The 26,089-nt window shown below is 68.7% G+C and carries 22 protein-coding genes; 12 read left to right on the top strand and 10 right to left on the bottom strand.

What is annotated here, in order from left to right; genetic code table 11:
- Positions 1 to 46: 46 nt before the first annotated feature.
- The gene (locus ACFWF2_RS26320; RefSeq protein WP_379310124.1) at positions 47 to 472 is read right to left on the bottom strand and encodes a hypothetical protein; all 426 of its coding nucleotides are present in this window, start codon (positions 470 to 472) and stop codon (positions 47 to 49) included.
- A gap of 29 nt (positions 473 to 501) precedes the next feature.
- Positions 502 to 858 carry a nuclear transport factor 2 family protein gene (locus ACFWF2_RS26325; protein WP_379310125.1) on the bottom strand — a complete coding sequence of 119 codons (357 nt, stop codon included), beginning with the start codon at positions 856 to 858 and terminating at the stop codon, positions 502 to 504.
- 158 nt (positions 859 to 1,016) lie between these two features.
- Here ACFWF2_RS26325 and ACFWF2_RS26330 point away from each other — a divergent pair, with 158 nt between their 5' ends.
- Positions 1,017 to 3,911 (top strand): AAA family ATPase, encoded by a 2,895-nt coding sequence (locus tag ACFWF2_RS26330; protein ID WP_379310126.1) that lies wholly within the window; start codon positions 1,017 to 1,019, stop codon positions 3,909 to 3,911.
- Positions 3,912 to 3,937: 26 nt separating this feature from the next.
- On the opposite strand, the gene ACFWF2_RS26335 is transcribed toward ACFWF2_RS26330, so the two are convergent.
- Entirely contained in the window at positions 3,938 to 4,153 is a 216-nt protein-coding gene (locus tag ACFWF2_RS26335) for a hypothetical protein (protein ID WP_378853724.1), read from the bottom strand.
- 96 nt (positions 4,154 to 4,249) lie between these two features.
- Between ACFWF2_RS26335 and ACFWF2_RS26340 the strand changes: the two genes are divergently transcribed.
- Both ACFWF2_RS26340 and ilvA read left to right on the top strand, forming a co-directional pair.
- Positions 4,250 to 4,684 (top strand): nitroreductase family deazaflavin-dependent oxidoreductase, encoded by a 435-nt coding sequence (locus ACFWF2_RS26340; protein ID WP_379310127.1) that lies wholly within the window; start codon positions 4,250 to 4,252, stop codon positions 4,682 to 4,684.
- A 97-nt stretch (positions 4,685 to 4,781) separates the two neighbouring features.
- Positions 4,782 to 6,134 (top strand): threonine ammonia-lyase IlvA, encoded by a 1,353-nt coding sequence (gene ilvA / locus ACFWF2_RS26345; RefSeq protein WP_379310128.1) that lies wholly within the window; start codon positions 4,782 to 4,784, stop codon positions 6,132 to 6,134.
- A gap of 4 nt (positions 6,135 to 6,138) precedes the next feature.
- Here ilvA and ACFWF2_RS26350 read toward each other — a convergent pair whose 3' ends face one another.
- Together ACFWF2_RS26350 and treZ are read right to left on the bottom strand one after the other, a co-directional pair.
- A complete protein-coding gene (locus ACFWF2_RS26350; RefSeq protein ID WP_379310129.1) occupies positions 6,139 to 7,389 on the bottom strand; it encodes a serine hydrolase domain-containing protein in 1,251 nt (416 codons plus the stop codon).
- 76 nt (positions 7,390 to 7,465) lie between these two features.
- Positions 7,466 to 9,217 carry a malto-oligosyltrehalose trehalohydrolase gene (gene treZ / locus ACFWF2_RS26355; RefSeq protein ID WP_379310130.1) on the bottom strand — a complete coding sequence of 584 codons (1,752 nt, stop codon included), beginning with the start codon at positions 9,215 to 9,217 and terminating at the stop codon, positions 7,466 to 7,468.
- 172 nt (positions 9,218 to 9,389) lie between these two features.
- On the opposite strand from treZ, the gene ACFWF2_RS26360 reads away from it, so the two are divergent.
- Entirely contained in the window at positions 9,390 to 9,608 is a 219-nt protein-coding gene (locus ACFWF2_RS26360) for a hypothetical protein (RefSeq protein WP_379310131.1), read from the top strand.
- Positions 9,605 to 10,225, top strand: a complete 621-nt coding sequence (locus ACFWF2_RS26365) for a hypothetical protein (protein ID WP_379310132.1) — start codon at positions 9,605 to 9,607, stop codon at positions 10,223 to 10,225. The genes ACFWF2_RS26360 and ACFWF2_RS26365 overlap by 4 nt, the downstream gene beginning before the upstream one ends.
- Before the next feature lie 37 nt (positions 10,226 to 10,262).
- On the opposite strand, the gene ACFWF2_RS26370 is transcribed toward ACFWF2_RS26365, so the two are convergent.
- Positions 10,263 to 12,272 carry a hypothetical protein gene (locus ACFWF2_RS26370; RefSeq protein ID WP_379310133.1) on the bottom strand — a complete coding sequence of 670 codons (2,010 nt, stop codon included), beginning with the start codon at positions 12,270 to 12,272 and terminating at the stop codon, positions 10,263 to 10,265.
- Between the two features lie 102 nt (positions 12,273 to 12,374).
- The gene (dnaE, locus tag ACFWF2_RS26375) at positions 12,375 to 15,920 is read right to left on the bottom strand and encodes a DNA polymerase III subunit alpha (RefSeq protein ID WP_379310134.1); all 3,546 of its coding nucleotides are present in this window, start codon (positions 15,918 to 15,920) and stop codon (positions 12,375 to 12,377) included.
- A 364-nt stretch (positions 15,921 to 16,284) separates the two neighbouring features.
- Between dnaE and ACFWF2_RS26380 the strand changes: the two genes are divergently transcribed.
- Positions 16,285 to 17,466 (top strand): sensor histidine kinase, encoded by a 1,182-nt coding sequence (locus ACFWF2_RS26380; protein WP_379310135.1) that lies wholly within the window; start codon positions 16,285 to 16,287, stop codon positions 17,464 to 17,466.
- 51 nt (positions 17,467 to 17,517) lie between these two features.
- On the opposite strand, the gene ACFWF2_RS26385 is transcribed toward ACFWF2_RS26380, so the two are convergent.
- The 3 genes from ACFWF2_RS26385 to ACFWF2_RS26395 are packed head-to-tail and all read right to left on the bottom strand — an operon-like array spanning position 17,518 to position 19,695.
- A complete protein-coding gene (locus ACFWF2_RS26385) occupies positions 17,518 to 17,958 on the bottom strand; it encodes a hypothetical protein (protein WP_379310136.1) in 441 nt (146 codons plus the stop codon).
- The gene (locus ACFWF2_RS26390) at positions 17,955 to 18,542 is read right to left on the bottom strand and encodes a hypothetical protein (protein ID WP_379310137.1); all 588 of its coding nucleotides are present in this window, start codon (positions 18,540 to 18,542) and stop codon (positions 17,955 to 17,957) included. The genes ACFWF2_RS26385 and ACFWF2_RS26390 overlap by 4 nt, the downstream gene beginning before the upstream one ends.
- 25 nt (positions 18,543 to 18,567) lie before the next feature.
- Positions 18,568 to 19,695, bottom strand: a complete 1,128-nt coding sequence (locus tag ACFWF2_RS26395; RefSeq protein WP_379310138.1) for a hypothetical protein — start codon at positions 19,693 to 19,695, stop codon at positions 18,568 to 18,570.
- A gap of 166 nt (positions 19,696 to 19,861) precedes the next feature.
- Between ACFWF2_RS26395 and ACFWF2_RS26400 the strand changes: the two genes are divergently transcribed.
- From ACFWF2_RS26400 to ACFWF2_RS26425, 6 genes are all read left to right on the top strand, one after another.
- The gene (locus ACFWF2_RS26400; RefSeq protein ID WP_379310139.1) at positions 19,862 to 20,659 is read left to right on the top strand and encodes a LytR/AlgR family response regulator transcription factor; all 798 of its coding nucleotides are present in this window, start codon (positions 19,862 to 19,864) and stop codon (positions 20,657 to 20,659) included.
- Positions 20,656 to 21,021, top strand: a complete 366-nt coding sequence (locus ACFWF2_RS26405) for a hypothetical protein (RefSeq protein WP_379310140.1) — start codon at positions 20,656 to 20,658, stop codon at positions 21,019 to 21,021. The genes ACFWF2_RS26400 and ACFWF2_RS26405 overlap by 4 nt, the downstream gene beginning before the upstream one ends.
- A gap of 279 nt (positions 21,022 to 21,300) precedes the next feature.
- Entirely contained in the window at positions 21,301 to 23,055 is a 1,755-nt protein-coding gene (locus ACFWF2_RS26410) for a cation acetate symporter (protein ID WP_379310141.1), read from the top strand.
- A 149-nt stretch (positions 23,056 to 23,204) separates the two neighbouring features.
- Positions 23,205 to 23,561 carry a DUF485 domain-containing protein gene (locus ACFWF2_RS26415; protein WP_379310142.1) on the top strand — a complete coding sequence of 119 codons (357 nt, stop codon included), beginning with the start codon at positions 23,205 to 23,207 and terminating at the stop codon, positions 23,559 to 23,561.
- On the top strand, positions 23,558 to 25,192 hold the full coding sequence (locus ACFWF2_RS26420; protein WP_379310143.1) for a cation acetate symporter: 1,635 nt from the start codon (positions 23,558 to 23,560) through the stop codon (positions 25,190 to 25,192). Before ACFWF2_RS26415 ends, ACFWF2_RS26420 begins: the two co-directional genes overlap by 4 nt.
- 72 nt (positions 25,193 to 25,264) lie before the next feature.
- The coding region (locus ACFWF2_RS26425; RefSeq protein ID WP_379310144.1) for an AMP-binding protein at positions 25,265 to 26,089 on the top strand (825 nt) is incomplete at its 3' end.

Here is a 26,089-nt window from a genome sequence, read left to right on the forward strand (position 1 = left end):
GAACACAATGACTATCCACCGCGTTTCCGGTATTATTCGCAGATGGTCAGTGGCCGGTGCCGCGCAGGCCCCGGTACTGCAGTGCGGCGAAGGCGCCGACCGTGACCGCCTGCATCACCGCCCAGACCGCACCGGCCACGGTCAGCCCGAGGGCGCCGGTGACCAGGGCGAGCAGACTCGCGACGACCCAGGTCGCGTTGCCGATCGCGACCGCCGCCGCGCCGGACCGACGCACGGGCGACTTCCGGCCGACCACGGCGACCGCGAGGCCGTAGGCGGTGAGGAAGGCGCCGATGGCGAGGCCCGCCCGGGAGTCGAGGCCGAGCAGTCGTTCCAGCGGCTGTGCCAGCGCGAGGTAGGCGAGGCCGTTGACGGTGGTGACGACGGCGTCGAGGCGCAGCGACAGCCGCAGCAGCGGCTCGCCCGGAGCGAGGAGGGCGGACAGGCGGGACGGGGCGGTGGCGGTGGTCATGGCGGATCTCCTGGTTCGGGAAGGGTGGATCAGGCGGAGGCGGGGACCTGGTCGAGGAAGCCGTAGACGCTGTCGATACGGCCGTCGGCGAGCACGGCGACGTCGAAGCCGATCACCACGGGGTCGCCGTCGGCGGGGCCGAGGCCCCAGGTGAAGCGCACCTGGTCGTGGTGGGCGTCGACCGGTCCGGCCAGGCGGAAGGTCCAGTCGGGGAACTGGGTCTGCACACCGGCGATGGCCGCCTCGAGTTCGGCGTGGCCGGTGACCGCGACCAGGGGGTCGACATAGCGAGCCTCCGGGGTGAACAGGCGGGCGACAGCGGAGCGGCGGGCGCTGGGCTCGCGGGTGTTCCATGCCTCCAGGTACTGCGCGACGACGGTGTTCATCTCGACCTCCGAAATATGCTGTGAGCTGGTGTTTCGCTGGTTGTTCCTGCGATGACACCTACGTTATGGCGCACCGGGGGTCCGTCGAATCAGTCGCCTATAGGTACTTCTCGCGGGGTACGCACCGCCGGTACCGGTACGGCGATACCGTGGTGCGCATGCTGCACGGACGCGAAGCCGAACAGGCCACGATCGACGACCTGCTGACCGGGGCGCGGGCCGGGCGCAGCGGGGCCCTGGTGCTGCGCGGCGAGGCCGGGATCGGCAAGTCAGCGCTGCTGAATTACGCAGCGGCGCAGGGCATTCCGACGGTACGCAGCGCGGGGATCGAGTCGGAGGCCGAATTGCCCTTCGCCGCACTGCATCTGCTGGTGCGGCCCGGGATGGAGCTGGTGCGGCAGTTGCCGCCGCGGCAGCGCGACGCCATGGAGGCCGCGTTCGGTCTCGGCGACAGTGCACCCGCCGACCGGATGCTGATCGGTCTCGCACTGCTGACGCTGCTGGCCGAGGAAGCGTCCGAGGGCCCGCTGCTGTGCCTGATCGACGACGCGCACTGGCTGGACCGGGCGACGGCGGAGACGCTGTTGTTCGCGGCGCGCAGGCTCGACGCCGAGGGCGTGGTGATGCTGTTCGCCACCCGCTCCGGCCCCGACGACTTTCCCGCGCCCGGCCTGCCCGAACTGGCGCTGTCCGGGCTGCGCGCCGACGCGGCGGCGGCGCTGCTCGACACGGGGCCTACCCCGCTCATCCCGGCGATGCGCTATCGACTGCTCGCCGAATCCGGGGGCAATCCACTTGCGCTGCTGGAACTTCCGTCGGCGGTCTGCGAAGCGGGCTCCGACGACCTCAACCCGCTGCCGCTGACGCAGCGGCTGCAGCTGGCGTTCCACGGCCGGGTCGCCCGGCTCCCTGTCGCCACCAGAACGGTCCTCCTGGTCGCCGCGGCCGCGGGCGCCGAGGACCTCGCTCCGGTGCTGCGCGCCGCGGCGACTCTCGGTGCGGCGCTGCCTGATCTGCAATCGGCCGAGGACGAGGGTCTGATCAGCACCGACGGACAGGTACTGACCTGGCGACACCCGCTCTCGCGCGCCGCGGTCTACCAGGGTTCGGCGCTGTCCGACCGTCTCGCTGCCCATCGCGCACTCGCCGACGCCCTCACCGACGATGACGTGGCCGACCTGCGCGCGTGGCATCTCGCCTGTGCCGCAACAGGTCCCGACGAGCAGGCGGCGACCGCGCTGGAGCACACCGCCAGCCGGGCCAGGCACCGCAACGGATTCCACGGCGCGGTCGCCGCCTACGACCGGGCCGCGGCGCTCAGCGTCGACACCGGCGCGCGGCTGCGCAGGCTGGTCCTCGCCGCCGAAACCGCCACCGAGGCCGGGCTCACCGACCAGGCCGCCCACCTCGCCGGCCGTGCCACGGCACTGCACGTCGACGCCGAAGCCCGACTGCGCAAGCGAGCCCTGACCACCGCGGCCGCCTTGACCGAACAGGCGGCGCGAACCGACCAGTCGGTGCCGACCGACAAGGCCGCGCTGACCCACCAAGCCGCGCGAACCGACGCCGCGCGAACCAAGGCCGGGCGAACCGACGCCACGCTGACCGAGGAGTCCGCGCGGCTGGCCGACCGGGCGGCGCGGCCCGCCGAGGGCGACTACGACCTGCGCCTCGAACTGGTTCGCGCGCAGGCCGAATTCGCCGCGGGCAAGCCTGGTTCCGCGCATCGACGGTTCATCGCGGCGGCGATCGCGGCACGCGAGACAGATCCGCGGGGCGCGGCGCGCATCGTCACCCGGGCGGTGCACACGGCCTGGTATCTGGGGCCCGCCGAACTCGACGAGGTCGCCGCGCTGCTGACCACGCTGCGGCTCGACGAAGACGATCCGATCACCCCGATCGCACGGTACCTCACCGGATCGGTGTCCGGTCATCGCACGGTCGACCTGCGCGCCGCGGCGGCCGTCGCCCGCGCGAACGGCGCCGACAGTCCCGCCGACCTCGTGCAGCTGTGCGGCAGCGGACTCGTCGTCGGACAGGACGACCAGGTCGGTGACCTGGCCGACGAGCTCATCGGCGAGAGCCGTGAGCAGGGGCGGATCGCGCTGCTCGCGCCGCTGCTGTTCTTCCGTTCCGAGGCCGCGCTGTTCGGTGGACGGCCAAGCGAGAGCAGGGTCGCGGCAGAGGAGGGACTGCGGATCGCCGAGGACATCGGTCAGCCGCAGTGGATCAGTCAGATCACCGCGTTCCTGGCCTATCTGGCCGCAGTGCGCGGTGACGAGCATTCCTGCCGCGTCCACGCCTGGCACGCTGTCGCCGAGGAGTTCGGTGGCGCGCAGTCGGTCGGAGCACCCTGGGCGCACGCGGCGCTGGCGCTGTTCGAGCTCGGCCGGGGCAGGCTCGAACAGGCCAGGACCGAGCTCGAGCACATGACCGTCGAACCGGCCCGACATCACGTCAGCGGGCTGCGCACGCTCGTGGATCAGATCGAGGTCGCGACCCGGCTAGGCGCCACCGACCAGGCGACCGAAGCGCTGGCGCGGCTCACCGCGTGGTCGGCACGGGCGGGACAGGACTGGATCGCGGCACTGGCGGCAAGGGGCAGCGCGCTACTGGCCGACGGACCGGAAGCCGAACCGCACTTCCTGGCCGCACTCGCGGGCAACCGTCCGTTCGACGAGGCCCGCACCCGACTGCTGTACGGCGAGTGGCTGCGCAGGGAAAAGCGCAAGGTCGACGCGCGCGGCCAGCTCGAACAGGCCCTGGACCTGTTCGACCGGCTCGATGCCACGCCGTGGGCCGAGCGAACCCGCACCGAACTGGCCGCGCTCGGGGTGGGGGTCGGCGCGAAAACGAGCGCGGGCCCGCTCAGCGTGCTCACCCCGCAGGAAACGCAGATCGTGCGCCTGGCCGCGCAGGGACTGTCGAATCGAGAGATCGCCGCGCGCTTGGTCCTGAGTCACCGCACGGTCGGGCATCACCTGTACAAGGCGTATCCGAAATTGGGTGTGCTCTCGCGCGGGGAACTGAGCCGCCTCGACCTCGCCGAGTGAGCTCGCGACCTTCGAGCGGTTTCGACCTAGCGCAGTGAGTGCGCGCGGACGGCGCCGACCGACCAGCGCAGAGCGGCGACGGCGGCCGCGGCCAGCACGGCGGACTGCGCCGAACCGAGGATCAGCAGCAGCAGGGCACCGACGACGAGCCCGGCGACCAGCGCCTCGAGCTTGTAGACCGGCCAGGCACTGCCCGCGATGTCGACCGTCGCGGATGCTGCCGATGGGGTGACCACTGCCATGTACACAGGATAGACGGACACCGAAGTTCGGGCTACCGAACTTTCCTGGACGGGCCTGTCGGGAACATCACACGACGAGGAATCGTTGTGCAGGTCATGCCACTGACAGGAGAGTACGCACCGAGCACTTCGGACTGGGCCCGTAAGCAGGCCGAGACCTACGAGAACTCCGGCGGAGCCACCGGCACGTCGCTCCAGGGCAAGCCCGTCGTCCTGCTCACCACCAAGGGCGCCAAGACCGGCAAGCTGCGTAAGACGCCACTGATGCGCGTCGAGCACGACGGTGAGTACGCCGTCGTCGCCTCGCTCGGCGGCGCGCCGAAGCACCCGGTCTGGTACTTCAACATCACGGCCGAACCGCACGTCGAACTGCGCGACGGAACGGTCACGAAGGATTACACCGCTCGCGAGGTCTTCGGCGAGGAGAAGGCGCTGTGGTGGGAGCGTGCGGTCGAGGTGTGGCCGGACTACGCCGAGTACCAGAAGAAGACCGATCGCCAGATTCCGGTCTTCGTCCTCTCCCCGCGCTAGCGTCCGCGCCCACCGAACCCGTCGTCCGGCGGGTTCGGTGCAGGCCACGGGAGGCGCGCTCTCGGGGCGCCGTCCCCGGCTCGGTAGCATTTACCGGGTGTCCCCCATCGCTGACGTTGCCGAAGTGTCCGTAACCCGTCCGCCGCTGACCGCGGATGAGATCGACGCCGCCGCCAAGCGAATTTCCGACATCATCGAGCCGACTCCGCTGCAGTACTCCGCGCGGCTGTCGGCGAGCACCGGTGCGCAGGTGTACCTCAAGCGCGAAGACCTCACCGCGGTGCGCTCGTACAAGCTGCGCGGCGCCTACAACCTCATGGTCCAGCTCACCGCCGCCGAGCGCGCGGCGGGTGTCGTCGCGGCCAGCGCGGGCAACCACGCGCAGGGCGTTGCCTTCGCCTGCCAGGCGATGGGCGTACGCGGGCGGATCTACGTGCCGACCACCACCCCGAAGCAGAAGCGCGACCGCATCCGCGTGCACGGCGGCGAGTTCGTCGAGCTCATCGCCGTCGGCGAGACCTACGACGCGGCCGCCGCGGCCGCCGCTGCCGATGTCGCCCGGACCGGCGCGACCATGGTCCCGCCGTTCGACGACCCGCGCACCGCCGCGGGCCAGGGCACCATCGCCGCCGAGTTCCTCGAGCAGCTCGGCACCGCACCCGATCTGGTCATCGTCCCGGTCGGTGGTGGCGGCTGCCTCGCCGGCATCGGCACCTACCTGCGGGAACGCGCGCCCCAGACCGGCCTGCTCGGTGTCGAACCAACGGGCGCGGCCTCGATGACCGCGGCGCTGGTGGCGCACGGCCCGGTGACGCTGCCCGAGATCGACCCGTTCGTCGACGGCGCCGCCGTGCGCCGCATCGGCGACCTGCCCTACCAGACGGCCGCCGCGTTCGGCGGACAGGTGGTCTCGCACGCCTCGCTCCCGCTGCTCACCACCACCGATTCCCCCACCGGTACAGCGTCTTTCCGGATGATGCACGTCGACGAAGGCGCCATCTGCACCGCGATGCTCGGCCTGTATCAGAACGAGGGCATCATCGCCGAGCCCGCGGGCGCGCTGGCCACGGCGGCGCTCGCGGAGGTCGACATCGAACCAGGGACCACGGTGGTCGTCCTGGTCTCCGGCGGCAACAACGACGTCTCGCGCTACGGCGAGATCATCGAACGCTCGCTGGTGCACCGCGGACTCAAGCACTACTTCCTCGTCGACTTCCCGCAGGAACCCGGTGCGCTGCGCCGCTTCCTCAACGATGTCCTCGGCCCCGACGACGACATCACCATGTTCGAGTACGTCAAGCGCAACAACCGGGAGACCGGGGCGGCGCTGGTCGGCATCGAACTCGGCACTACCGACGATCTGGCGTCACTGCTGCATCGCATCGAGGAGTCCCCGATCCAGGCCGAGCGCCTTGAACCGGGTTCTCCCGCCTATCGCTACCTCACCTGAGCGGTTACGCGGCCGCGCGGTCGATCTTCGGCCCGCGGCTGCGGGTGGCGTTCGCCCCCGCGACGGCCAGCGGCAGCAGCCAGCCGAGGGCCAGCTGGTCATAGGGCAGCAGTGCCTGGTCGAGCCGGTTGTGCACGAAGGCGATCGACAGCCCCGAGCGCGGGTCGACCCAGCCGAAGGAACCGCCGAGCCCGATGTGGCCGAAGCCGTTCCGTGCGCCGGGCATCGGCAAGGAGTGGTAGCCGAGATGCCACATCATCGGCAGATAGAACAGAGCGTGGTCGAGCTGGTAGGTCTGCACGCGGCGGATCGCCGCGTGCGTGCTCGGCTGCAGGAACGGGCGGCCGTCGACGGTGCGGCCGTCGGCCAGCGCCGCGTACATCGTGGCCAGGCCCGCCGCGGTGCAGACGCCGTTGCCCGCGGGCATCTCGGTGTCGAGGATCGTCGGCTCGTCACCGTCGAGAATGCTGTCGAGACCGACGACGAACAAGCACCGCGCCGCGGCGCCGAGTGGGCCGGGGACGCGCATGCCGACGCGGTCGAGGAACCCGGCGGCGATCGGGTGGCCCGCCAGTTTCAGGTGCGCCCCGGCCAGTCGCGCGTACTCGGTCGACGAGCCGGCGGCCGGACGGCCGAGATGGATGCCGTCGATGCCGAGCGGATCGGTCACCTCGGTGCGGATGAGGTCGCTCATGCCCTGACCGGTGACGGCCCTGGCCAGGCCCGCGAGCAGCCAGCCGTAGGTCAGCGCGTGGTAGGTCGGGACGCCGAGCAGCCGGTCGGGCGCGGCCAGCGCGAGCCGGTCCTCCATCAGCTCGTGATCGAGGGATTCGGCGGCGGTGGCGGCGACCGCGGGCAGCGAGGACAGCCCGGATCGGTGGGTGAGCACGTCGGCGACGGTGATCGCGCCCTTGCCGTTGGCGGCGAACCGCGGCCAGTATTCGGCGACCGGCGCCTGGTAGTCGATCAGGGCGCGGTCGGCGAGCCGGTGGATGACGGTCGCGGTGACGCCCTTGGTCGCGGAGAACACGATGGGCGCGGTGTCGGCCGTCCACGGCCGGTCCCCGGCGCTGCCGGTCCACAGATGGGCCAGTGGTTCCCCGTGCCGATAGATCGCGAGGGCGCCGCCCGCACCGCGGCGATGGCCGATCAAGGTGGCGAAGGCGCGCACCAGCGGACCGAATCCGGCCGGGGCGAAACCGCCGACACCGGCCGGAAGGGCAGCACTGTCCTGCCCGTAAGCGTCGTTGCTCATCGTATTACCGTACGGTCGTCAGTTCGCCTAGGCAACGGCCGGACACCGACCGTGCCCTAGCCGTGCCCTGGACGTATCACTCGGTGACCACCGTGCCCGCGCCGTCACCTTCTTCGAGCACGGCGAAACTGTGGCCCGAAATGAGTGTCCCCGCACCGGATTCGGTGGCGGGCGCCCAGGCGAGCAGGACCCGGCCGTGCACCGGGATCACCGCCTCGTCCTCGGCCAGGTTGCACACCACCGAGATCCGGCCGCGCCGCAGCACGAACCAGCGCTGCGCCTCGTCGTAGTCGGCCCAGACCCGTTCCAGCCAGGGGTCGGTGAATTCCGCCCTGGATCTGCGCAGTGTGAGCAGGGCGCGATAGCAGGCGAGCAGCCGGGCGTGGGGTTCGCGGGCCGGTTCGGTCCAGTCGAGCTTGGAGCGGGTGAAGGTGTCCGGGTCCTGCGGGTCGGGCACGTCGCCGGTGGCCCAGCCGTGCTCGGCGAACTCGGCCCTGCGCCCGGCCGCTGTGGCGGCGGCGACGACCGGATCGGTGTGCGAGGTGAAGAACTGGAACGGCGTGCGCGCGCCCCACTCCTCCCCCATGAACAGCATCGGGGTGCTCGCCGAGAGCAGCACCAGCGCCGCTTTCACCGCGAGCTGGCCGGGGGTGAGGTAGTCGCTCGGCCGGTCGCCGACGGCTCGGTTGCCGATCTGGTCGTGGGTGCAGGTGTAGCCGAGCAGGGCACTGCCGGGAATCAGGTCGCGGCGCAGTGGCGTGCCGTGGGTGCGGCCGCGGAAGCTGGAATACGTTGCGGCGTGGAAGAACCCGTGGGTGAGGGTCTGCGCGAGGCAGGCCAGCGAGCCGAAATCGGCGTAGTAGCCCTGTCGTTCGCCGGAGACGGCGGTATGGACCGCGTGATGCAGGTCGTCGTTCCACTGACCCGCCAGGCCGTAGCCGCCCGCCGCGCGGGGCGTGATCAGGCGGGGGTCGTTGAGGTCGCTCTCGGCGATCAGGCTGAGTGGGCGGCCCAGATGTGCTGACAGGGCGGTGGTTTCGACGACGAGCTCTTCGAGCAGGTGGGTGGCGGTGCGATCGACGAGGGCGTGGACGGCGTCGATGCGCAAGGCGTCGATGTGGAAGTCGCGCAGCCAGCGCAGGGCGTTGTCGATGATGTGGCGGCGGACCGCGTCCGAGCCGGGACCGTCCAGGTTGACGCTCTGCCCCCAGGTGTTGCGGCCCCCGGTGAGATAGGGACCGAAACGCGGCAGGTAGTTGCCGGAGGGGCCGAGGTGGTTGTAGACGACGTCCAGGCAGACCGCGAGGCCGCGGGCGTGGCAGGCGTCGACGAAGCGTTGCAGGCCGTCGGGCCCGCCGTAGCTCTCCTGCACCGCGTACCAGAGCACGCCGTCGTAGCCCCAGTTGTGGGTGCCGTCGAAGGCGTTGACCGGCATCAGTTCGACGGTGGTGACGCCGAGGGCGACGAGGTGGTCGAGTCGCTCGATCGCGGCGTCGAAGGTGCCGTCGGCGGTGAAGGTGCCGATGTGTAGCTCGTAGAACACCGAGCCGGCGAGCTGCCTGCCGGTCCAGCCCTGATCGGTCCAGACGCCGGGATCGAGGTCATGGACGGCGGAGAGTTCGTGCACACCGTCGGGCTGACGCGGCGAGCGCGGGTCGGGCAGGGCCGTCGGATCGCCGTCGATCGTGAAGCCGTATCTGGCGCCCTGACCTGCGTCTGCCTTGACCGACCACCAGCCGCCGCCGTTGCGGCGCATCGGGTGCGTCACTCCGTCCAGTTGCAGCCGCACCGCCCCCGCCCCCGGCGCCCACACCCGAAACTGCCTCATGGCCCCAGCATCGCATGCGCGCGGTGATCAGGCAGGATGACCAGTGTGCTCGCGCCGCCGAGCCGATTCCGGGCTCGACGGGCTGTCCGATCCGGCTCGGCGAATGTTCGACGGCTCGATTACCTTGGGGCCGAAGCGTTTTCGAGATCCTACTGCCATCCAGGAGGGCGCGATGACCGACTCCCCCGCCGTCGACCTCAGTCGACTGCTGAATTCCCCGCTGCCACCGAGCTTCGCCGAGCTGACCCCCGAGCAGCTCGCCGACCTGACCGGACTGGTCGAGGCAGGGCTGCAGCACCGGATCGACGCGCTCACCGCCGATGCCTTCGGCGCCCTCGACAACCTGCCCGTCTTCCTGCGCGGCGCGGTGCGCAAGGTGGTGGGACTGTGACCACGTCCGCCGTCGCCATCTCCCGCCTCGCCGCCGCGCTCGAGGTCCCCGACGAGCGCCTGAGCTTCCTCGCCGACCGCCCCGCCGCCGATATCGACACCTTCCGCAGGCTGGTGACCGGCTATTTCTTCGACGCCACCGCCGACGGTCTCGGCATGATCCTCGCCGCGGTCCGGGTGCTGCCCGCCCCCGTCGCCGCCAAGGTCGCCACCCACAACGACAGCGTGCTGATGACCGCCCACCTGGCCAGCGTGCTCGACATCCCGCGCGCGATCTCGGTGGCGCGACGGCTGCGCCCCGAGTTCCTCGCCAGGGCAGCCGCCTTCCTCGACCTGCAGCGGTCGGCGGAATTGATCGCAGGTCTGCCGGTGGACATGTCGCTGGCCGTGAGTCGTGAACTCGCCGCCCGCGAGGATTGGCTCACGCTCGGCTCGATCATCGAGATCGCCACCGACGAGCAGCTGACGGCCTGCCTCCGTGGTCTGGATGCCGACGCGCTGCTGCACGCCGCGCGGACCGTGGCCGATACCGCGACGCTGGAGCGCGCGGCGGCGGTGGCGGCCGAACCGCTGGCGACGCAGTTGCGGGATATCGCCGCCGCGGTCACCGAGGCCTGATCCGCGCACGCGGCCGGGCTGCCGTGGCTGACCGATGTCAATCGTGCGCCACCACACCGACGGGCCCGGCGCCGAAGCACAGTTCGGCGCCGGGGGTGAGTGCGCGCACGCGCAGTGCCGAGCCGCCGCCGAGCATGCGGAGATAGACGGGATGCAACCCGGCCCGCACCTCGGCGACGGTTTCGGCGCCGCCCTCGAACGACACGGCGATCGAGCCGTCCTGATCGGCGAGGTAGTTGAGCTGGGCGGTCCATTCACGGATCTGCATCGGACCGTCCAGCGGCAGCCGCACCGCCGCTCCCCCGGCCACCCGGTAGCCGCAGCCGGGTTCGGGGGCAGGCACGATCGAGCGATTCCACCAGACCTGAGCGTCGACAAGGTCTCCGTCGTCGGTGAACATCCGCAGGTGCGGCGTCGACCGGGCGAAAGTACCTGGCCCGGCGAGCGAAGCGAAAACTTGGTCAGTCATGTTCTGCGGAAAGGCCAAGGGATTCAGCACCTTCCACGGGACCTCTTGCGGCAGCAACGGTGCATCCACGCGCGGTAGCGCGGCACGCACGCCGGTGACGTACGTGCGGGCGGGACTCGGTTCCCACGATCGGGTGAAGGTGACAGTCGACAGCACACTGCTCGCCACGAAGATCACGGCCACCGCCACGCCCGCGATACGTCGCACCGGAAGTGCCCGCTCCGCGAGCTCGGCGCTGCGGCGAACATCCCGGTATCCACGAGCGTCGGCGTCGACGCGAAGGTCGCCAACACCGCCCATATCGCCGGCGTTGCTCACGTCGGCAGCTCTGCCCGTGTTGCCCATGCCAGCAGCGACGATGTGACTTCGGGAAGGCGTCGACGCGGCCGACAAATCGGCCGATGCGGCAGCAGTTCTTGTATCGCGAGGTACGTAGCGCGGGGCAATCATGATCAGCGCGAGACCCAGACAGGCGATGACGGCGAAATCCGCGAAGTAGCGGATGGACTGCAGCAGTAGCGCCGCGGTGCCCGGCCCGTCGCGCAGCACCACCACGGGCGCGACGGTCAGCACTGTGTAGGCGGCCATGCACGCCCAGACCACGCCGACCCGGCGGCGCGTGCGGATCGTCCACGCCGCGAACAGGATCAGCACCGTCCAGCACAGGGCGACCGCGATACCCGGCGGGTCCGCCCACGGGGTGGCCGGTTGCCAGCGTTCCCAGCGCCACGGTCCGCCGAACAGGGCGGGGACCAAGCCGTCCGAGAGCGCTTGCCGCAGCAGGGCGGTGGGTTGTTCGGGCCGGGAGAGTCCGCGTGGGCGCTGGATGACGAGCAGGAAGAACGCCGACCAAGCAAGCAGTACCGCGCCGGCCGCCGCCCACAACGCGGCACCGCGCCGGGCGGCCGCGCGCACCGAGTTCCCCGACACGTACGCCAGCAGCGCCACCACGACGAACGCGACCGGCAGCACGACGACCGCCTTCTCGAAGCACAGCAGCGCCACCGCGAACACCGCCGCACCCGAGACCGCGTATCGCCTGCGCCCGGTCCGCACGAGCAGCACCGCGTCCGCGCTCACCCAGGCGAGCGCGATCTGCAACGGCAGCGCGTTTACCGCCGCCGACCACCAGGCGAACGCGGGCACCGTCAACGGCACGAACAGGTAGAAGCCCAGCGGCACCAGCATCCGCGCACCGGTCCCGAGCAGCACCACGACCAGCCGCAGCACCGCCAGCGAGGCCAGCAATTGCAACACGACCAGCACGCCCGCCGCCGCACCCCAGTGCAGCGGCGCCACCGCGGTCACCGCCCAGGTCAGCACGAACGCCAGCGGCATCACATGCCCGTCGTGACTGGTGAACAGCAGCTCGGCCGACCACAGCGGATGCTTGCCCACCTCGCCGATCAGGATGAAATCGTCCCAGTAGAAGAACCCCGACGCGGCGACCCAGGTACGCAGCACCAGCTGGAACGCGATCAATCCGGCCGCGACAAGCAGCACAGCGCGCGGCGGCACGCGCGGCCGTGACGGCATCGCGGGCCGCGGTGGTGAGTCGAGTCGAGTCGCTGTCGTCACGTCTCTCGACGCTAGCCCGTCGTTCGCGGTGTTTCTATCAGCACCCGCCGGGGCAACCCATGATCGGCTCTGTCCCGGCGGATCCAGTGCGATGACCGAGGGTCAGCCCAGGCAGCCGGGACCGAGCAGTGCCTTCAGATCACCCATCAACGCCGAGGACGGGGAGACCCGCCAGCTGTCGTCGAGCTTCAGCAGGGTCGTCTTCTCGCGCGCGCCGACGTGGCGGACGTGCACATCCGAGGTGCCGGGGTGGCGCGACAGGACCTTCTTGAGTTCACCGATCTTGTCGGGCGTGCACATGCGCGTCGTCATGACCACCGCGACCGGTTTGGCGACACCGATGGCCGACAGATCAGGCACCACAAGGTCGTTGGCGATCAGCGAGATCCGGTCGTCGCGGACGGAGACGCGGGCCTTGACCAGCACCACCGCGTCCTCGACCACGTCCATGCCGTACACCGAGTACGACTGCGGGAAGAACAGCACCTCCACACCACCGGTGAGGTCCTCGAGCTGCGCGGAAGCCCAGGCCAGGCCGTTCTTGTTGATACGCCGGTTCACCGAGGCGAGGATGCCGCCGATGGTCACCTGCGCGCCGTCCTTGACGTCGCCTTCCAGGATCGCCGGGATGGGGGTGTCGACCTGGGCGGCGAGCACGTGCTCGACGCCGTTGAGCGGATGCCCGGACACATACAGGCCCAGCATCTCCCGCTCCAGCGCGAGCTTGTGCTTGGTCTCCCATTCGTCCTCGGGGACCTTCACGTTGAACACCGAGGCCATCGAGTCGTCGCCGTCGTCCAAGCCGCCGAACAGGTCGAACTGGCCGATCGCCTCGGCCTTCTTCGTCGACATCACCGCGTCGATCGCATCGGAATGGATCAGCAGCAGGCCCTTGCGCGGATGCCCGAGGGAGTCGAAACCGCCTGCCTTGATGAGCGATTCGGTGACCTTCTTGGAGCAGGCGATCGCGTCGATCTTGTTCAGGTAATCGGAGAAGTCGGTGAACTTCGACTTCTCCTTGCGGGCGGCGATGATCGAGGACACCACGTTGGCGCCGACATTGCGGACCGCGCCGAGACCGAAGCGGATGTCCTTGCCGACCGAGGCGAAGTTCTGTTCGGACTCGTTGACATCCGGCGGCAGCACCGTGATGCCCATCTTGCGGCAATCCGACAGGTAGATGGCGGCCTTGTCCTTGTCGTCGCCGACGGAGGTGAGCAGACCGGCCATGTACTCGGCGGGGTAGTTCGCCTTCAGATACGCGGTCCAGAAGGAGACCAGGCCGTAGCCTGCGGCGTGCGACTTGTTGAACGCGTAACCGGCGAACGGAAGGATGGTGTCCCACAGCGCTTTGATCGCGGGCTCGGAGAAGTCGTTGCCGAGCATGCCCTCGCGGAAGCCCGCGTAGGCCTCCTCCAGCACCGAGAGCTTCTTCTTACCCATGGCGCGGCGCAGGATATCGGCCTGGCCGAGGGAGTACCCGGCGACCTTCTGCGCGATCTGCATGATCTGTTCCTGATAGACGATCAGGCCGAAGGTGTCGGCGAGGATCTCTTTCAGCGGCTCTTCGAGCTCGGGGTGGATCGGTTTGACTTCTTGCCGGTTGTTCTTGCGATCGGCGTAGTCGTTGTGGGCGTTCATGCCCATCGGGCCGGGGCGATACAGCGCCAGCACGGCCACGATGTCCTCGAAGCCGGTGGGCTGCATGCGGCGCAGCAGATCGCGCATGGCACTGCCGTCGAGCTGGAACACACCGAGCGTGTCGCCGCGGGCGAGCAGTTCGTAGGTGGCCGGGTCGTTGAGCGGCAGGTGATCCATGTCGAGATCGATGCCGCGGTTGGCCTTGATGTTCTCCAGGGCGTCACCGATGACGGTGAGGTTGCGCAGACCGAGGAAGTCCATCTTCAGCAGGCCGATGGCCTCACACGACGGGTAGTCCCAGCCGGTGATGATCGCGCCGTCCTGCGCGCGCTTCCACACCGGGATGGCGTCGGTCAGCGGCTCCGAGGACATGATGACCGCGCAGGCGTGCACGCCTGCGTTGCGGATCAGGCCTTCCAGGCCGCGGGCGGTCTCGTAGATCTTGGCGACATCGGGATTGGAGCCGATGAGCTCGCGGACCTCGGCGGCTTCCTTGTACCGCTCGTGCTCCGGGTCGGTGATGCCGGAGACCGAGATGTCCTTGGCCATGATCGGCGGCGGCAGCGCCTTGGTGATCTGGTCGGCGATGGCGAAACCGGGCTGGCCGAACAGGACTCGCGCGGAGTCCTTGATCGCGGCCTTGGTCTTGATGGTGCCGAAGGTGATCACCTGGGCGACGCGGTCGCTGCCCCATTTGTCGGTGGCGTAGCGGACCATCTCACCGCGGCGGCGATCGTCGAAGTCGATATCGATATCGGGCATCGACACGCGCTCGGGGTTGAGGAACCGCTCGAACAGCAGACCGTGCGGGATCGGATCGATATTGGTGATGCCCATCGCGTAGGCGACCAGCGAACCGGCGGCCGAACCACGGCCGGGGCCGACGCGGATGCCGACGTCGAGTGCATGGCGGATCAGGTCACCGACGACGAGAAAGTAGGCGGGAAAACCCATTTCGCAGATGACGCCGAGCTCGTAGTCGGCACGCGCGAGGTAGTCCTGCGGCGGGCCGTCGGGGAACCGGCGATCCAGGCCGTCGAGAACTTCCTTGCGCAGCCAGGTGGCCTGGGTGTGGCCCTCGGGCACCGGGAAGATCGGCATCCGGTCGCGGTGGGCCCACACGTCGTCGTAGGACTGCACGCGTTCGCCAATGCGCTCGGTGTTGTCGCAGGCGCCGGGGACTTCCGCGTCCCAGATGGCGCGCATCTCCGCGGCCGACTTCAGGTAGTAGCCGTCACCGTCGAACTTGAAGCGGGTCGGGTCCGAGAGCGTCTTGCCGGTCTGGATGCACAGCAGCGCTTCGTGATTGGTCGACTGGTCCTTGGTGACGTAATGGCAGTCGTTGGTGGCGATCGGCGGGATGTCGAGCTGCTTGCTGACATTGATCAGGCCCTCGCGGACCCGGCGCTCGATCGACAGGCCGTGGTCCATCACCTCGAGGAAGAAGTTGTCCTTGCCGAAGATCTCCTGCCACTTCGCGGCGGCCTCGAGCGCCTCGCGTTCATGACCGAGGCGCAGCCGGGTCTGCACCTCGCCCGACGGGCAGCCCGTCGTGGCGATGATGCCCTCCGCGTACTGGGCGATGATCTCCTCGTCCATGCGCGCCCACTTGCCCAGCTGGCCCTCGATCGAGGCCAGGCTCGACAGCTTGAACAGGTTGCGCAGGCCGGTCGCGTTCTCCGCGACCATCGTCATGTGGGTATAGGCACCCGAACCCGAGACGTCGTCACTCTTCTGCCCCGGATCACCCCACTGCACCCGCTTGGTGTCGAACCGCGAACCCGGCGCGATGTAGGCCTCGATGCCGATGATCGGCTTGATACCCGCCTTCTTGGCCGAGTTGTAGAACTCCGAGGCGCCGTACATGTTGCCGTGGTCGGTCATGCCGACGGCGGTCATGCCCAGCCGTTCCGCCTCCGCGAACAGCGGCGAAATCTTCGCCGCACCATCGAGCATCGAGTACTCGGTGTGGTTGTGCAGGTGAACGAACGATCCGGACGAGGCCAAGACGGTCCTTCCTCCCAGGGTGTCGACGGGGGTTGGCCCCAGCATTCTAGGCACGTGGGTCCGACAACTTTTCCCGTGCCACACGGGCGCCTGGTCCCCGCCTCGGCCTGGTCCGGCGTGTCGTGGCGAAGGTCACCGGCGAGTCCTGGGCAACGTCTGTTTCCCGCTAGTTTCTCGCCGTTGTGCCCCGCGCGCGGCCGCCTGTCGGTGATCACCGGCGCACCGCGTCGGCTTACGGCCATAATCGGCGGATGTCCGCACCGGGTGGCGAGGGGTTTCCCGCCGAGTCGATGCTTGGTCGTGCCCGCCGGCCACCGCGGATTCACGGTGGCCGGTTGGTGACGCGGGCAGATGGGAGCGCACGGTGACGACCACGGCGGTGGTGCTGGCGTGTGTGGTGATCGTCCTGATCACCGCGTGGCTGGTGTGGCGCAGGACCCAGCGGGTGGTGACCACACCCGCTCAGCGGGCGGTTCATCAGGCGTTGCATACCGCGTCGCTGGCCGCGGTGCCGTTGCGGCGGGGGTTGACGGCGGACTCGGCGCAGGAGGCGGCACCGCATCTGCGGGCACTGGCCGGGGCCGAGGCGCTGGGGGTGGTGGACGCCGAGGCGACGCTGCTGGCGTGGGACGGGCCGCATACGGGGATGGTCGACGCGTTCACCGCTGCGGCGCGGCGGGCGATCGCCGACGAGCGGGCGGTGTTGATCACCGGGGACGAGCATTCGCTCATCGCGCAGCCGCTGCTGATCGACACGGGGGCGGCGCTGGGGGCCCTAGGGATGGTGACCACCGAGAAGCCGGGGCCCGGCATGCTCGGGGCAGCGGGTGAGGTCGCCCGGTACGCCTGCGGACAACTGGAACTGGCCGAGCTGGACGCCTCTCGCGCTCGGGTCGACCGCGCCGAACTGCGGGCGCTGCGAGCCCAGATCAGCCCGCATTTCATCTACAACGCGCTCAACACGATCGCCTCATTCGTCCGCACCGACCCCGACCGCGCCCGCGAGCTGATTCTCGAATTCGCCGACTTCACCCGCTACTCCTTCCGTGCCGCAGGCGAATTCACCGTCCTCGCCGACGAACTCCGCAATATCGAGCGCTACCTCGCCCTGGAACAGGCTCGCTTCGGCGACGCACTCGACGTGCGGTTGCAGATCGCGCCGGAGGTGCTCGGTGTCGTGCTGCCGTTTCTCGCCCTGCAACCACTGGTCGAGAACGCGGTCCGGCACGGCCTCGGCGGCGGCGCCCGCGGCGGGCAGTTGAGCATCGTGGCCAGCGACGAGGGCACCGACTGCCTGATCAGCGTCGAGGACGACGGCATCGGCATGGACCCCGAACTCCTGCGCTCCGGCGCCCTCGACGCCGTCGACACCGACACCGGCCCCGCCCGCACCGGCGAAGCCGCCCACGTCGGCCTCGCCAACGTCGACGACCGCCTCCGCGCCGCCTTCGGCAACGACTACGGCCTGGTCGTGGACACCGCCCCCGGCGCGGGAACGAAAGTCAGCATGCGAGTCCCGAAATTCCGCGCTGGAATCCGCGCCTGATCTGCCTCCGCCATCAGGGTCTCGCTGCCGTCATCCCCCGCTAACCACGAATCAGCAGTCTGTATGAACGAAGATCCGTCTTTTTTCGTCGCCGTCGTCGTGGATGACGACGTATCGTCTCGGATCCCGGTAGCCCTCGACGGAGTGTTCGTTTCCGGCGTCAGTCGTCAGCAGATCGCCCATCCCGGTCGCGTCCCAGTAGGACTTCCACGACGCGGGAACCCCTGGAGCGAACTCCGCAAATCCGGATCGTTGTTTGAATTCGCTGACTGATCCGATGGGAATGTCGACCACGGCTACTGAGGTCGACTCTCTGAAACGGGTGTCATGCTCGTACCACACGACTTCCACATTCTCCGGGAAGAATATGTTTGCACACGTCGACAGGTGACTCAGTCCGTCCGCCGGGTCGGCGGAACACCCTCCGATCCCGACAACAATTATGCACGTGGCGACATACGGGACGACAAATTTTCCGCTGAAGTTCCTCACAGCTTCTCGACCCGCCTGAACTGTAGGGTGGCCTCGCCGTGGACGCGGAAACTCCGCGCCCAACCAGCTTCTTCGAGGTGGCGCATCTCGTTGTTGACGATGCCTCCTGGGCTGGTCTCCGAGTCTTTGTCGAAGTTGTAGAACTCGTAAACATAGCTCTTGTAGATGATCTCGGCCTGGAGGCCGCTGTCCGCTTCGGAGATCGTTGTGTCACTGCTGACCGCCACGTCGTAATGGCCCAATGCGTTGTCGATGTCGTCATCGTCTCCTGGCTTTACACCAAGCCATGCTGAGGTCAACTCCTGCGTGACACCGACCTGGGGGTTCTGGCGTGCCTGGTTCTCGATTTCCTCAAGGCATTGCGTAATAGCTTCTCTTGCGCCACTCGTGGCCATCACCCGCTCGTAGTGGCCAGAGCTGATCTCGTAGATGAAACCGGCTTCGTTGTTTCCGAGGTAGGTGCCGAGGAGATCCTCGGAAAAATCCCATCCCCTGAGGTCGAAATACGCCTGCGCCGAAGCGGCGTCTACACTGGCCGCAGCGGCGACTGTCTTATCGTAGGCGCTGGTTTTCGAGCCGTACACCGCGCGGTCCGCGGGCAGATCGGGATCAGGAGGGCGACGCAATACTGCTCTCCCACCACACGTTGTTTCCGAACCCGTAACGGCTCGCACCGAAATCGACAATCACTTTGTCGGGCACCTCGTATTCAGTCGCGGAGAAGGTCGGGGCTGTTTGTCCCGGCGTGTAGTCGAGCGCCTGGGCGATCTTGCCGATCATGGTCGTGATCGCATCACGCCGGGCGTCAGATGCTGCTTTCAGCGCATCGACTGCCGAAACGATCTGCGATTTGTAGGAATCGTTCATCGGTCGATCGATGAGTTGCGCCCACGCTCCGAGCGGGAGGGTGAAACCGAGGAAGCTCATCGACTGGGACAGCCCGCTGCTCCATCCCATCGCCTGGTTGTAGACCAGACGTTCGAGGCAAGTCCCACCGTTTGTGACGATCTTCGCCACGACGTCCAGGTCGGTGCTGCGGGTGGAGATGGCCTGCGCGAAGGCGTTCGTACTCGTCGCGAAGGACGCCGAGGTGTTCCCGGACCAGCTGCCTTGCAGCCACCGGACGCCGCTGGACAGATTTTCCGATGCCACAAAGTCGTTGATGCCGAGCTGTCGAATCCGGCTGCCCAGGGTATCCAGCGTTTCCCAGTCCGCGGCCAGCGGGACGAGGTAGTCGGCTGTCGGCTTGATCCCGATCGCCCGGCTCAGCGGATCGTCGAAGTGAGTGAGTAGCTCGATCGCCGAGTCGACAACCTGGCGCACAGTGAACTGGCCGTCCTCGATCGTTGACAGCGTCGGCAACTGCAGACCTGTGAATCGGGTGACTCCGCCACCGACCGATGCCCCGCCGATAGCTAGATCATTCGTCGTGCTCGCTGTGGAAGTCGAGATCGCTTGTGCGGAACGGTCGTCGGTTCCTTGGAACTGACGGGAAGCCGCGGAAAGGATGGTGCTGTACGAAGAGAGGTTGGTCAGATCTTGCTGGTGCGATGTGGTCAACGTTCCCTGAAAGCGCTCGAACGACGATGTCAGCGATGCGAGCAACCCGGTCGTTCCGCTGGGCAGCGAGACTTCCGGCAGCAAGCGCGAAGCATTGGACGAAAAGTTCGATCCCAAGTCCTGCAGATCCAATCCGAATCCGTCGAGGCTGGATAACTGCACGGTGAAGTCGTTCATACGTTCCCCCTCGGCGCAACGGTAGCAGTCTAGTGATGCGACTCGCTGAATGATCAAGTGCCACTGGGGAGCTGCCCCGGAGCGGAAACGGCCGACGCTCGAGCCGGAGAGAACACGGAGGATACCGTCCTCGGCGATCGCGGGCGGCGGTTACCATGGACAGGCTGTGACCTGGAACACCGATGAAACACCGACCGCTCTGCGGGTGCTCGCCGTCGATGACGAGAAGCCGGCGCTCGATGAGCTGGTGTATCTGCTGAGCACCCAGAGCGGGGTCGGGGAGATTCATCGGGCGGGTGAGTCGACGAGTGCGTTGCGGTTGTTGCGGGCGCATCCGATCGACGCGGTGTTTCTCGATATCGATATGCCGGGGCTCACGGGGATGGAGCTGGCGGGGATTCTGTCGGAGTTCGCCGAGCCGCCCGCGGTGGTGTTCGTGACGGCGCATGACGATCACGCGGTGGCCGCGTTCGATCTGGGGGCGGTGGATTACCTGCTGAAGCCGTTGCGGGCGGCGCGGCTGGCCGAGGCGGTGCGGCGGATCGTCGGCGCCAGGGTGTCGGTGCAGGCCGCGACACCGCTGGAGCCCGCGCATCCGAGCGAGGTGATTCCGGTGGAGCTCGGCGGGGTGACCACCTTGGTGAACCGGGCCGATGTCGCCTGGGTCGAAGCCGACGGGGATTACGCACGGCTGCATACCGGCACCGGCTCGCATCTGGTGCGGATCCCGCTCTCCGCGCTCGAATCACGGTGGGAGGATGCCGGATTCCTGCGCGTGCACCGGTCGTACCTGGTCGCGTTGAGGCTGGTCACCGGGCTGCGCACGGCGGGTAACGGCACGGTGGTGTGCCTGCGTGCCGAGGGCGCGGCCGGTGCGGTGGAGCTGCCGGTGAGCCGGCGTCAGGTGCGCGAACTCAAGCAGCGGCTGGTGCACGGTCCGCGACAGAACTGGTCGCAGAGGTGACCGGCCCGCAGCGGCCTCCACGGGAACGGGTGGTGCTGGCGCAGCGGCGCGGTGCCCGGCAGGTGCGCACCCGCACCGAGGTGGTCGAGCAGACCGATCTCGGCGCCGCGCTCATCGGCGGGCTGATCCGCGCGCAGTTGGGTTTGGCGCTGCGCCTCGGCCTGGTCGTGGTCGCCGGTTTCGGTGCGCTGCCGGTGCTGTTCGGCATCGATGCGATCGCCGAGGCGACGATGGCAGGCGTCCGCCTGCCGTGGCTCATCCTCGGCGTCCTCGCGTTCCCCGCGCTGTACGCAGTGGGGCGGCTGTACGTGCGCTTGGCGCAGCGCAACGAAGATGACTTCCTGGAACTGGCCGGCGACTGACATGGCCGCCCATTCGCATCGGCGCATGCTGTCCGCTGCCCTGTCGGCTGTGTCGCACCCAGCGACGCAATGTCCCGCACGCTCGAATGCGGCCGGCGCGCCTCGGCTGATCGGCCGATCGAACAGACTGGCGACGAACATCCGCACGAGATCGAAGGCGAAGAAGCCGATATCCGCCCTCGGCGACAACTGTCCGATGGCGAACCCCGCACCGGCCACAATGCTTCCAAGCTCTGCCCGCGCGGCCAGTTCGGCGACCGCATCCCCGGTATGGGCCCGATGAGTTCCGGCAGCCCCGCGCTGACGGTGACCGCGCTGCTGCTGGCGGCACTGGCCACAATCGGTATCGGGTTCTATGGAGTTCGATTGTCGCGCACGACTTCCGACTTCCTGGTCGCATCACGGACAGTGGGCTCGCGGTGGAATGCGGCGGCAATCTCGGGCGAATACCTGTCCGCTGCGTCCTTTCTCGGTGTAGCAGGGCTCATCGCCAAATATGGTGCCGATGCGCTGTGGTATCCGGTGGGCTTCACCGCGGGGTACTTGGGCCTGTTGATGTTCGTTGCCGCGCCGCTGCGCCGATCGGGCGCCTACACCGTCCCCGATTTCGCGGAATTCCGCCTCGGCTCGATCCGGTTGCGGCGCATGGCCGCCGGGCTCGTGGTGCTGGTGTGCGCGGTGTATCTGATCCCCCAGTTCCAGGGCGCCGGGCTGACGCTGCACATCCTGCTCGGGGCGCCGCACTGGGTGGGCGCGGTCGCGGTCGGGGCGATCGTGCTGGCGAATGTGATCGGCGGCGGCATGCGGTCGGTGACGTTGGTGCAGGCGTTCCAGTACTGGCTGAAGCTGACCGCGGTGGCGGTGCCCGCGCTGGTACTCGGCCTGCATTTCCTCGCCGACGAACGGCCGGTCGGCACCCCGGCGCCGCCGCTGGTCGACCAGCGCACCACGGTCGACATCTCCACCGACGTGGTGGTGCACCTGGATGTTTCACAGCAGGTGACCGTCACCGGCACCCTCGATGGGCGCACCGAAGACGGGCCGGTCCTGCTCACGCCCGGCAACCACACCCTGGCGGCGGGCACCGAACTGGTCCTCGAGCCGGGATCGGCGGTCCCGGTGGTCGCCGGCGCGCCCGCCGACGGCGCGAGCTGGGTCGCCGCGGGCGGCGGATTCGGTGGCGAACATCCGCAGTATCAGGTGTTCTCGCTGATCGTGGCGACCTTCCTCGGCACCATGGGTCTGCCGCATGTGCTGGTCCGCTTCTACACCAACCGGGACGGCCCCTCGGCCCGCCGGACCGCGCTGACCGTGATCGGGCTGGTCGGCCTGTTCTACCTGTTCCCGATCCTGCTCGGCGTCTTCGCCCGCCTGTACGTCCCGCAATTGCTGATCACCGGGGCCTCCGACGCCGCGGTGGTCCTGCTGCCGGGCGCGGTGCTCGGTGGACTCGGTGGGCAACTGCTCGCCGCTCTGGCCGCCGCGGGTGCGATCGCGGCGTTCCTGTCCACCTCCTCGGGCCTGCTGGTCAGCCTCGCCGGCGTGCTCAGCACCGACGTGCTGCGCGGCCGGATCCGGGACTTCCGCGCCGCCGCACTCGTCGCCGGGCTCGTCCCGCTGACACTGGCGCTGACCGTCGCCTCGCTCGACCTGTCCCGCACGGTCGCGCTCGCGTTCTCGGTGGCCGCATCGACCCTGTGCCCGCTGCTGGTGCTCGGCATCTGGTGGCGCGGGCTGACCGCGGCGGGCGCGGCCGGCGGGCTGCTCACCGGCGGGATCACCGCGGGCGGCGCGACCGTGCTCGCGGTACTGGGCGGAGTCTCCCCCGAGCTGGCAGGCGGCTGGGCGTCGGCGATCGTCGACTATCCGGGCGCGGTCAGCGTGCCGCTGGCGTTCGCGATGACGATCCTGGTCAGCCTGCTGACGAAGGGTCAGGACACACGGACGATCGCGGGGATCTTCCTGCGCATGCACGCGCCGGAACGACTCGGCATGAGCGCGGACCGCGACCCGGAAACCGCCGCCCACCGGTGATCTTGCGCTGACCGTTCGTCGCGCGAGAGCGACCGTTCACCGCACGAGCGACCACCTTCACCGAGTGACCCACGCCACACCGTCCCGCGCACATACTCTGCCCCTTACGGTCATCCCACGCACGACCCCCTCACGCTAGGACCACAGGCATGACCGAAACCGACACCGAAGAAGCGCCCGACCGGCGCACGCCGAGTGCCGACGAATGGCTCGCCGTGCAGGAGAGCCCGCAGTTCCAGGATCTGCGCAACCGCCTGCGCCGCTTCGTCTTCCCGATGACCGCGCTGTTTCTGGTGTGGTACCTGAGCTATGTGCTGCTCGGCGCGTACGCGCACGACTTCATGGCGACCAAGGTCTTCGGCAACATCAACGTGGGTCTGCTGCTCGGCCTCGGGCAGTTCGTCTCCACGTTCCTCATCACCGGGCTCTACGTCCGTTTCGCCAATCGTGAGCTGGACCCGCGCGCCGCGGCCATCCGCGAATCTCTCGAGGAGGGCCGGGCGTGAACATCCTCGCCGCGGATACGACGGTGGGTAACCCCCTCGCCAATATCGCCATCTTCGCGCTGTTCGTCGCGGTCACCATGGTCGTGGTGATCCGGGCCAGCCGCAACAATGCCAGTGCCGCCGACTATTTCACCGGCGGACGTGGCTTCTCGGGCCCGCAGAACGGCATCGCCATCGCCGGCGACTACCTGTCGGCGGCCAGCTTCCTCGGTATCGCCGGCGCGATCGCCGTCTACGGCTACGACGGGTTCCTGTACTCGATCGGGTTCCTGGTCGCCTGGCTGGTCGCGCTGCTGCTGGTGGCCGAGATGCTGCGCAACACCGGCAAGTTCACGATGGCCGACGTGCTCAGCTTCCGGTTGAAGGAAGGCCCGGTGCGCACGGCGGCCGCGCTGACCACCCTGACGGTGTCGCTGTTCTACCTGCTCGCGCAGATGGCGGGCGCTGGTGGTCTGGTCGCGCTGCTGCTCGACATCTCCTCGCGCGCAGGGCAATCGGTCGTGATCGCGATCGTCGGCGTGCTGATGATCGTCTACGTGCTGGTCGGTGGCATGAAGGGCACCACCTGGGTGCAGATCATCAAGGCGGTGCTGCTGATCGCGGGCGCCGCGCTGATGACGGTGCTGGTGCTGGCCAAGTTCGGCTTCAACTTCTCCGACATCCTCGGCGCCGCACAGGAATCGGTGAGCGAGTCCGCCAACAAGGCCGTCGCCGCGCGTGACGTGCTCGCGCCGGGCGCCCAGTACGGCGGCAGCGAAACCTCGAAGCTGAACTTCCTGTCGCTCGGCCTGGCGCTGGTGCTCGGCACCGCGGGTCTGCCGCACGTACTGATGCGCTTCTACACCGTGCCCACCGCGAAAGAGGCTCGGCGCTCGGTGGTCTGGGCGATCAGCCTGATCGGCGCGTTCTATCTGTTCACCCTGGTGCTCGGCTACGGCGCGGCGGCCATCGTCGGCCCGGACAAGATCCTCGCCGCGGCAGGCGGGCAGAACTCGGCGGCGCCGCTGCTGGCGTTCGAACTGGGCGGGGTGATCCTGCTCGGCGTGATCTCGGCGGTCGCGTTCGCGACGATCCTCGCCGTCGTGGCCGGTCTGACGATCACCGCGTCGGCCTCGTTCGCCCACGACATCTACGCCAGCGTGCTCAAGAAGGGCAATGTCGACGAGCGCAAGCAGGTGCGGGTCTCGCGGATCACCGCCGTGGTGATCGGTGTGCTCGCGATCGGGCTCGGCATCCTGGCCAACGGCCAGAACATCGCGTTCCTGGTGGCGCTGGCGTTCGCGGTGGCGGCGGCGGCGAACCTGCCGACGATCCTGTACTCGCTGTTCTGGAAGCGGTTCAACACCACCGGCGCGCTGTGGTCGATGTACGGCGGCCTGATCTCGACCATCGTGCTCATCGTGTTCTCCCCCGCGGTGTCGGGCACCAAGACCTCGATGATCACCGGGACCGATTTCCACTGGTTCCCGCTGTCCAACCCCGGCATCGTGTCCATCCCGCTGGCGTTCGCGCTCGGCGTCGTCGGCACCTTCGCCGGTGGCCGTGGCGAGCAGGTCGACACGGCCAAGGCCGCCGAGATGGAAGTACGGGCGCTCACCGGTGTCGGTGCGGAGAAGGCGATCTCGCACTGAGGCCGTCCTGCCCGGGCCGGTGGTGACCCCACCGGCCCGGGCCTTACCCCTGTTGTCAGAAGGAGATTTCTCGTGACCGGTGCAGTCACCGACCCCACCCGACCCGACCACGCGACCAGCTATCCGCCCGCGGCGGAGTTCGTCGGGCAGGCCAATGCCGACGCCACGCTCGCCGAGCGGGCACTGACCGATCGCGACGGTTTCTGGGCCGAGCAGGCGAACCGGCTGCACTGGCACACGCCGTTCACCCAGGTGCTGGACTGGAGCGAAGCCCCGGTCGCGCGCTGGTTCGCCGACGGTGAGCTCAATGTCGCCTACAACTGCGTCGACCGGCATGTCATCGACGGGCACGGCGACCAGGTCGCGATCCATTGGGAGGGTGAGCCGGGCGATTCCCGCGACATCACCTATCAGGAGCTGCTCGACGACGTATCACGAGCTGCCAACGCTTTCACCGCGCTCGGGTTGGTGGCGGGCGATCGGGTCGCGGTGTACATGCCGATGGTGCCCGAGGCGATCGTGACCATGCTGGCCTGTGCGCGTTTGGGTCTCACCCATTCGGTGGTGTTCGCCGGCTTCTCGCCGACGGCGCTGCGCCAGCGGGTCGACGACGCGCAGGCGCGGTTGATCGTCACGACCGACGGGCAGTGGCGGCGCGGGAAACCCGCGCCGTTGAAGTCGGCGGTCGACGAGGCGCTGGGCGACGATCCGACCTCGGTCGAGCATGTGCTGGTGGTGCGGCGCACGGGTCTGGATGTGCCGTGGACCGAGGTTCGTGATCTGTGGTGGGACGAAACCGTCGCTCTCGCTTCGCCTTCGCACGAAGCACAGCCCTTCCCCGCCGAGCACCCCCTGTTCATCCTCTACACCTCCGGCACCACCGGAAAACCCAAGGGC

It is taken from the genome of Nocardia sp. NPDC060259 (genome assembly GCF_042728775.1).
Classification (GTDB): Bacteria; Actinomycetota; Actinomycetes; order Mycobacteriales; family Mycobacteriaceae; genus Nocardia.

What these genes read in the sequence shown, in the direction of transcription:
- ACFWF2_RS26320 (WP_379310124.1), bottom strand. Translation starts at nt 472, where the DNA reads ATGACCACCGCCACCGCCCCGTCCCGCCTGTCCGCCCTCCTCGCTCCG.
- ACFWF2_RS26335 (WP_378853724.1), bottom strand. Translation starts at nt 4,153, where the DNA reads ATGGCAGTGGTCACCCCATCGGCAGCATCCGCGACGGTCGACATCGCG.
- ACFWF2_RS26325 (WP_379310125.1), bottom strand. Translation starts at nt 858, where the DNA reads ATGAACACCGTCGTCGCGCAGTACCTGGAGGCATGGAACACCCGCGAG.
- ACFWF2_RS26410 (WP_379310141.1), top strand. Translation starts at nt 21,301, where the DNA reads ATGAGTTCCGGCAGCCCCGCGCTGACGGTGACCGCGCTGCTGCTGGCG.
- ACFWF2_RS26330 (WP_379310126.1), top strand. Translation starts at nt 1,017, where the DNA reads ATGCTGCACGGACGCGAAGCCGAACAGGCCACGATCGACGACCTGCTG.
- ACFWF2_RS26415 (WP_379310142.1), top strand. Translation starts at nt 23,205, where the DNA reads ATGACCGAAACCGACACCGAAGAAGCGCCCGACCGGCGCACGCCGAGT.
- ACFWF2_RS26340 (WP_379310127.1), top strand. Translation starts at nt 4,250, where the DNA reads ATGCCACTGACAGGAGAGTACGCACCGAGCACTTCGGACTGGGCCCGT.
- ACFWF2_RS26395 (WP_379310138.1), bottom strand. Translation starts at nt 19,695, where the DNA reads ATGAACGACTTCACCGTGCAGTTATCCAGCCTCGACGGATTCGGATTG.
- ACFWF2_RS26350 (WP_379310129.1), bottom strand. Translation starts at nt 7,389, where the DNA reads ATGAGCAACGACGCTTACGGGCAGGACAGTGCTGCCCTTCCGGCCGGT.
- ACFWF2_RS26360 (WP_379310131.1), top strand. Translation starts at nt 9,390, where the DNA reads ATGACCGACTCCCCCGCCGTCGACCTCAGTCGACTGCTGAATTCCCCG.
- treZ (WP_379310130.1), bottom strand. Translation starts at nt 9,217, where the DNA reads ATGAGGCAGTTTCGGGTGTGGGCGCCGGGGGCGGGGGCGGTGCGGCTG.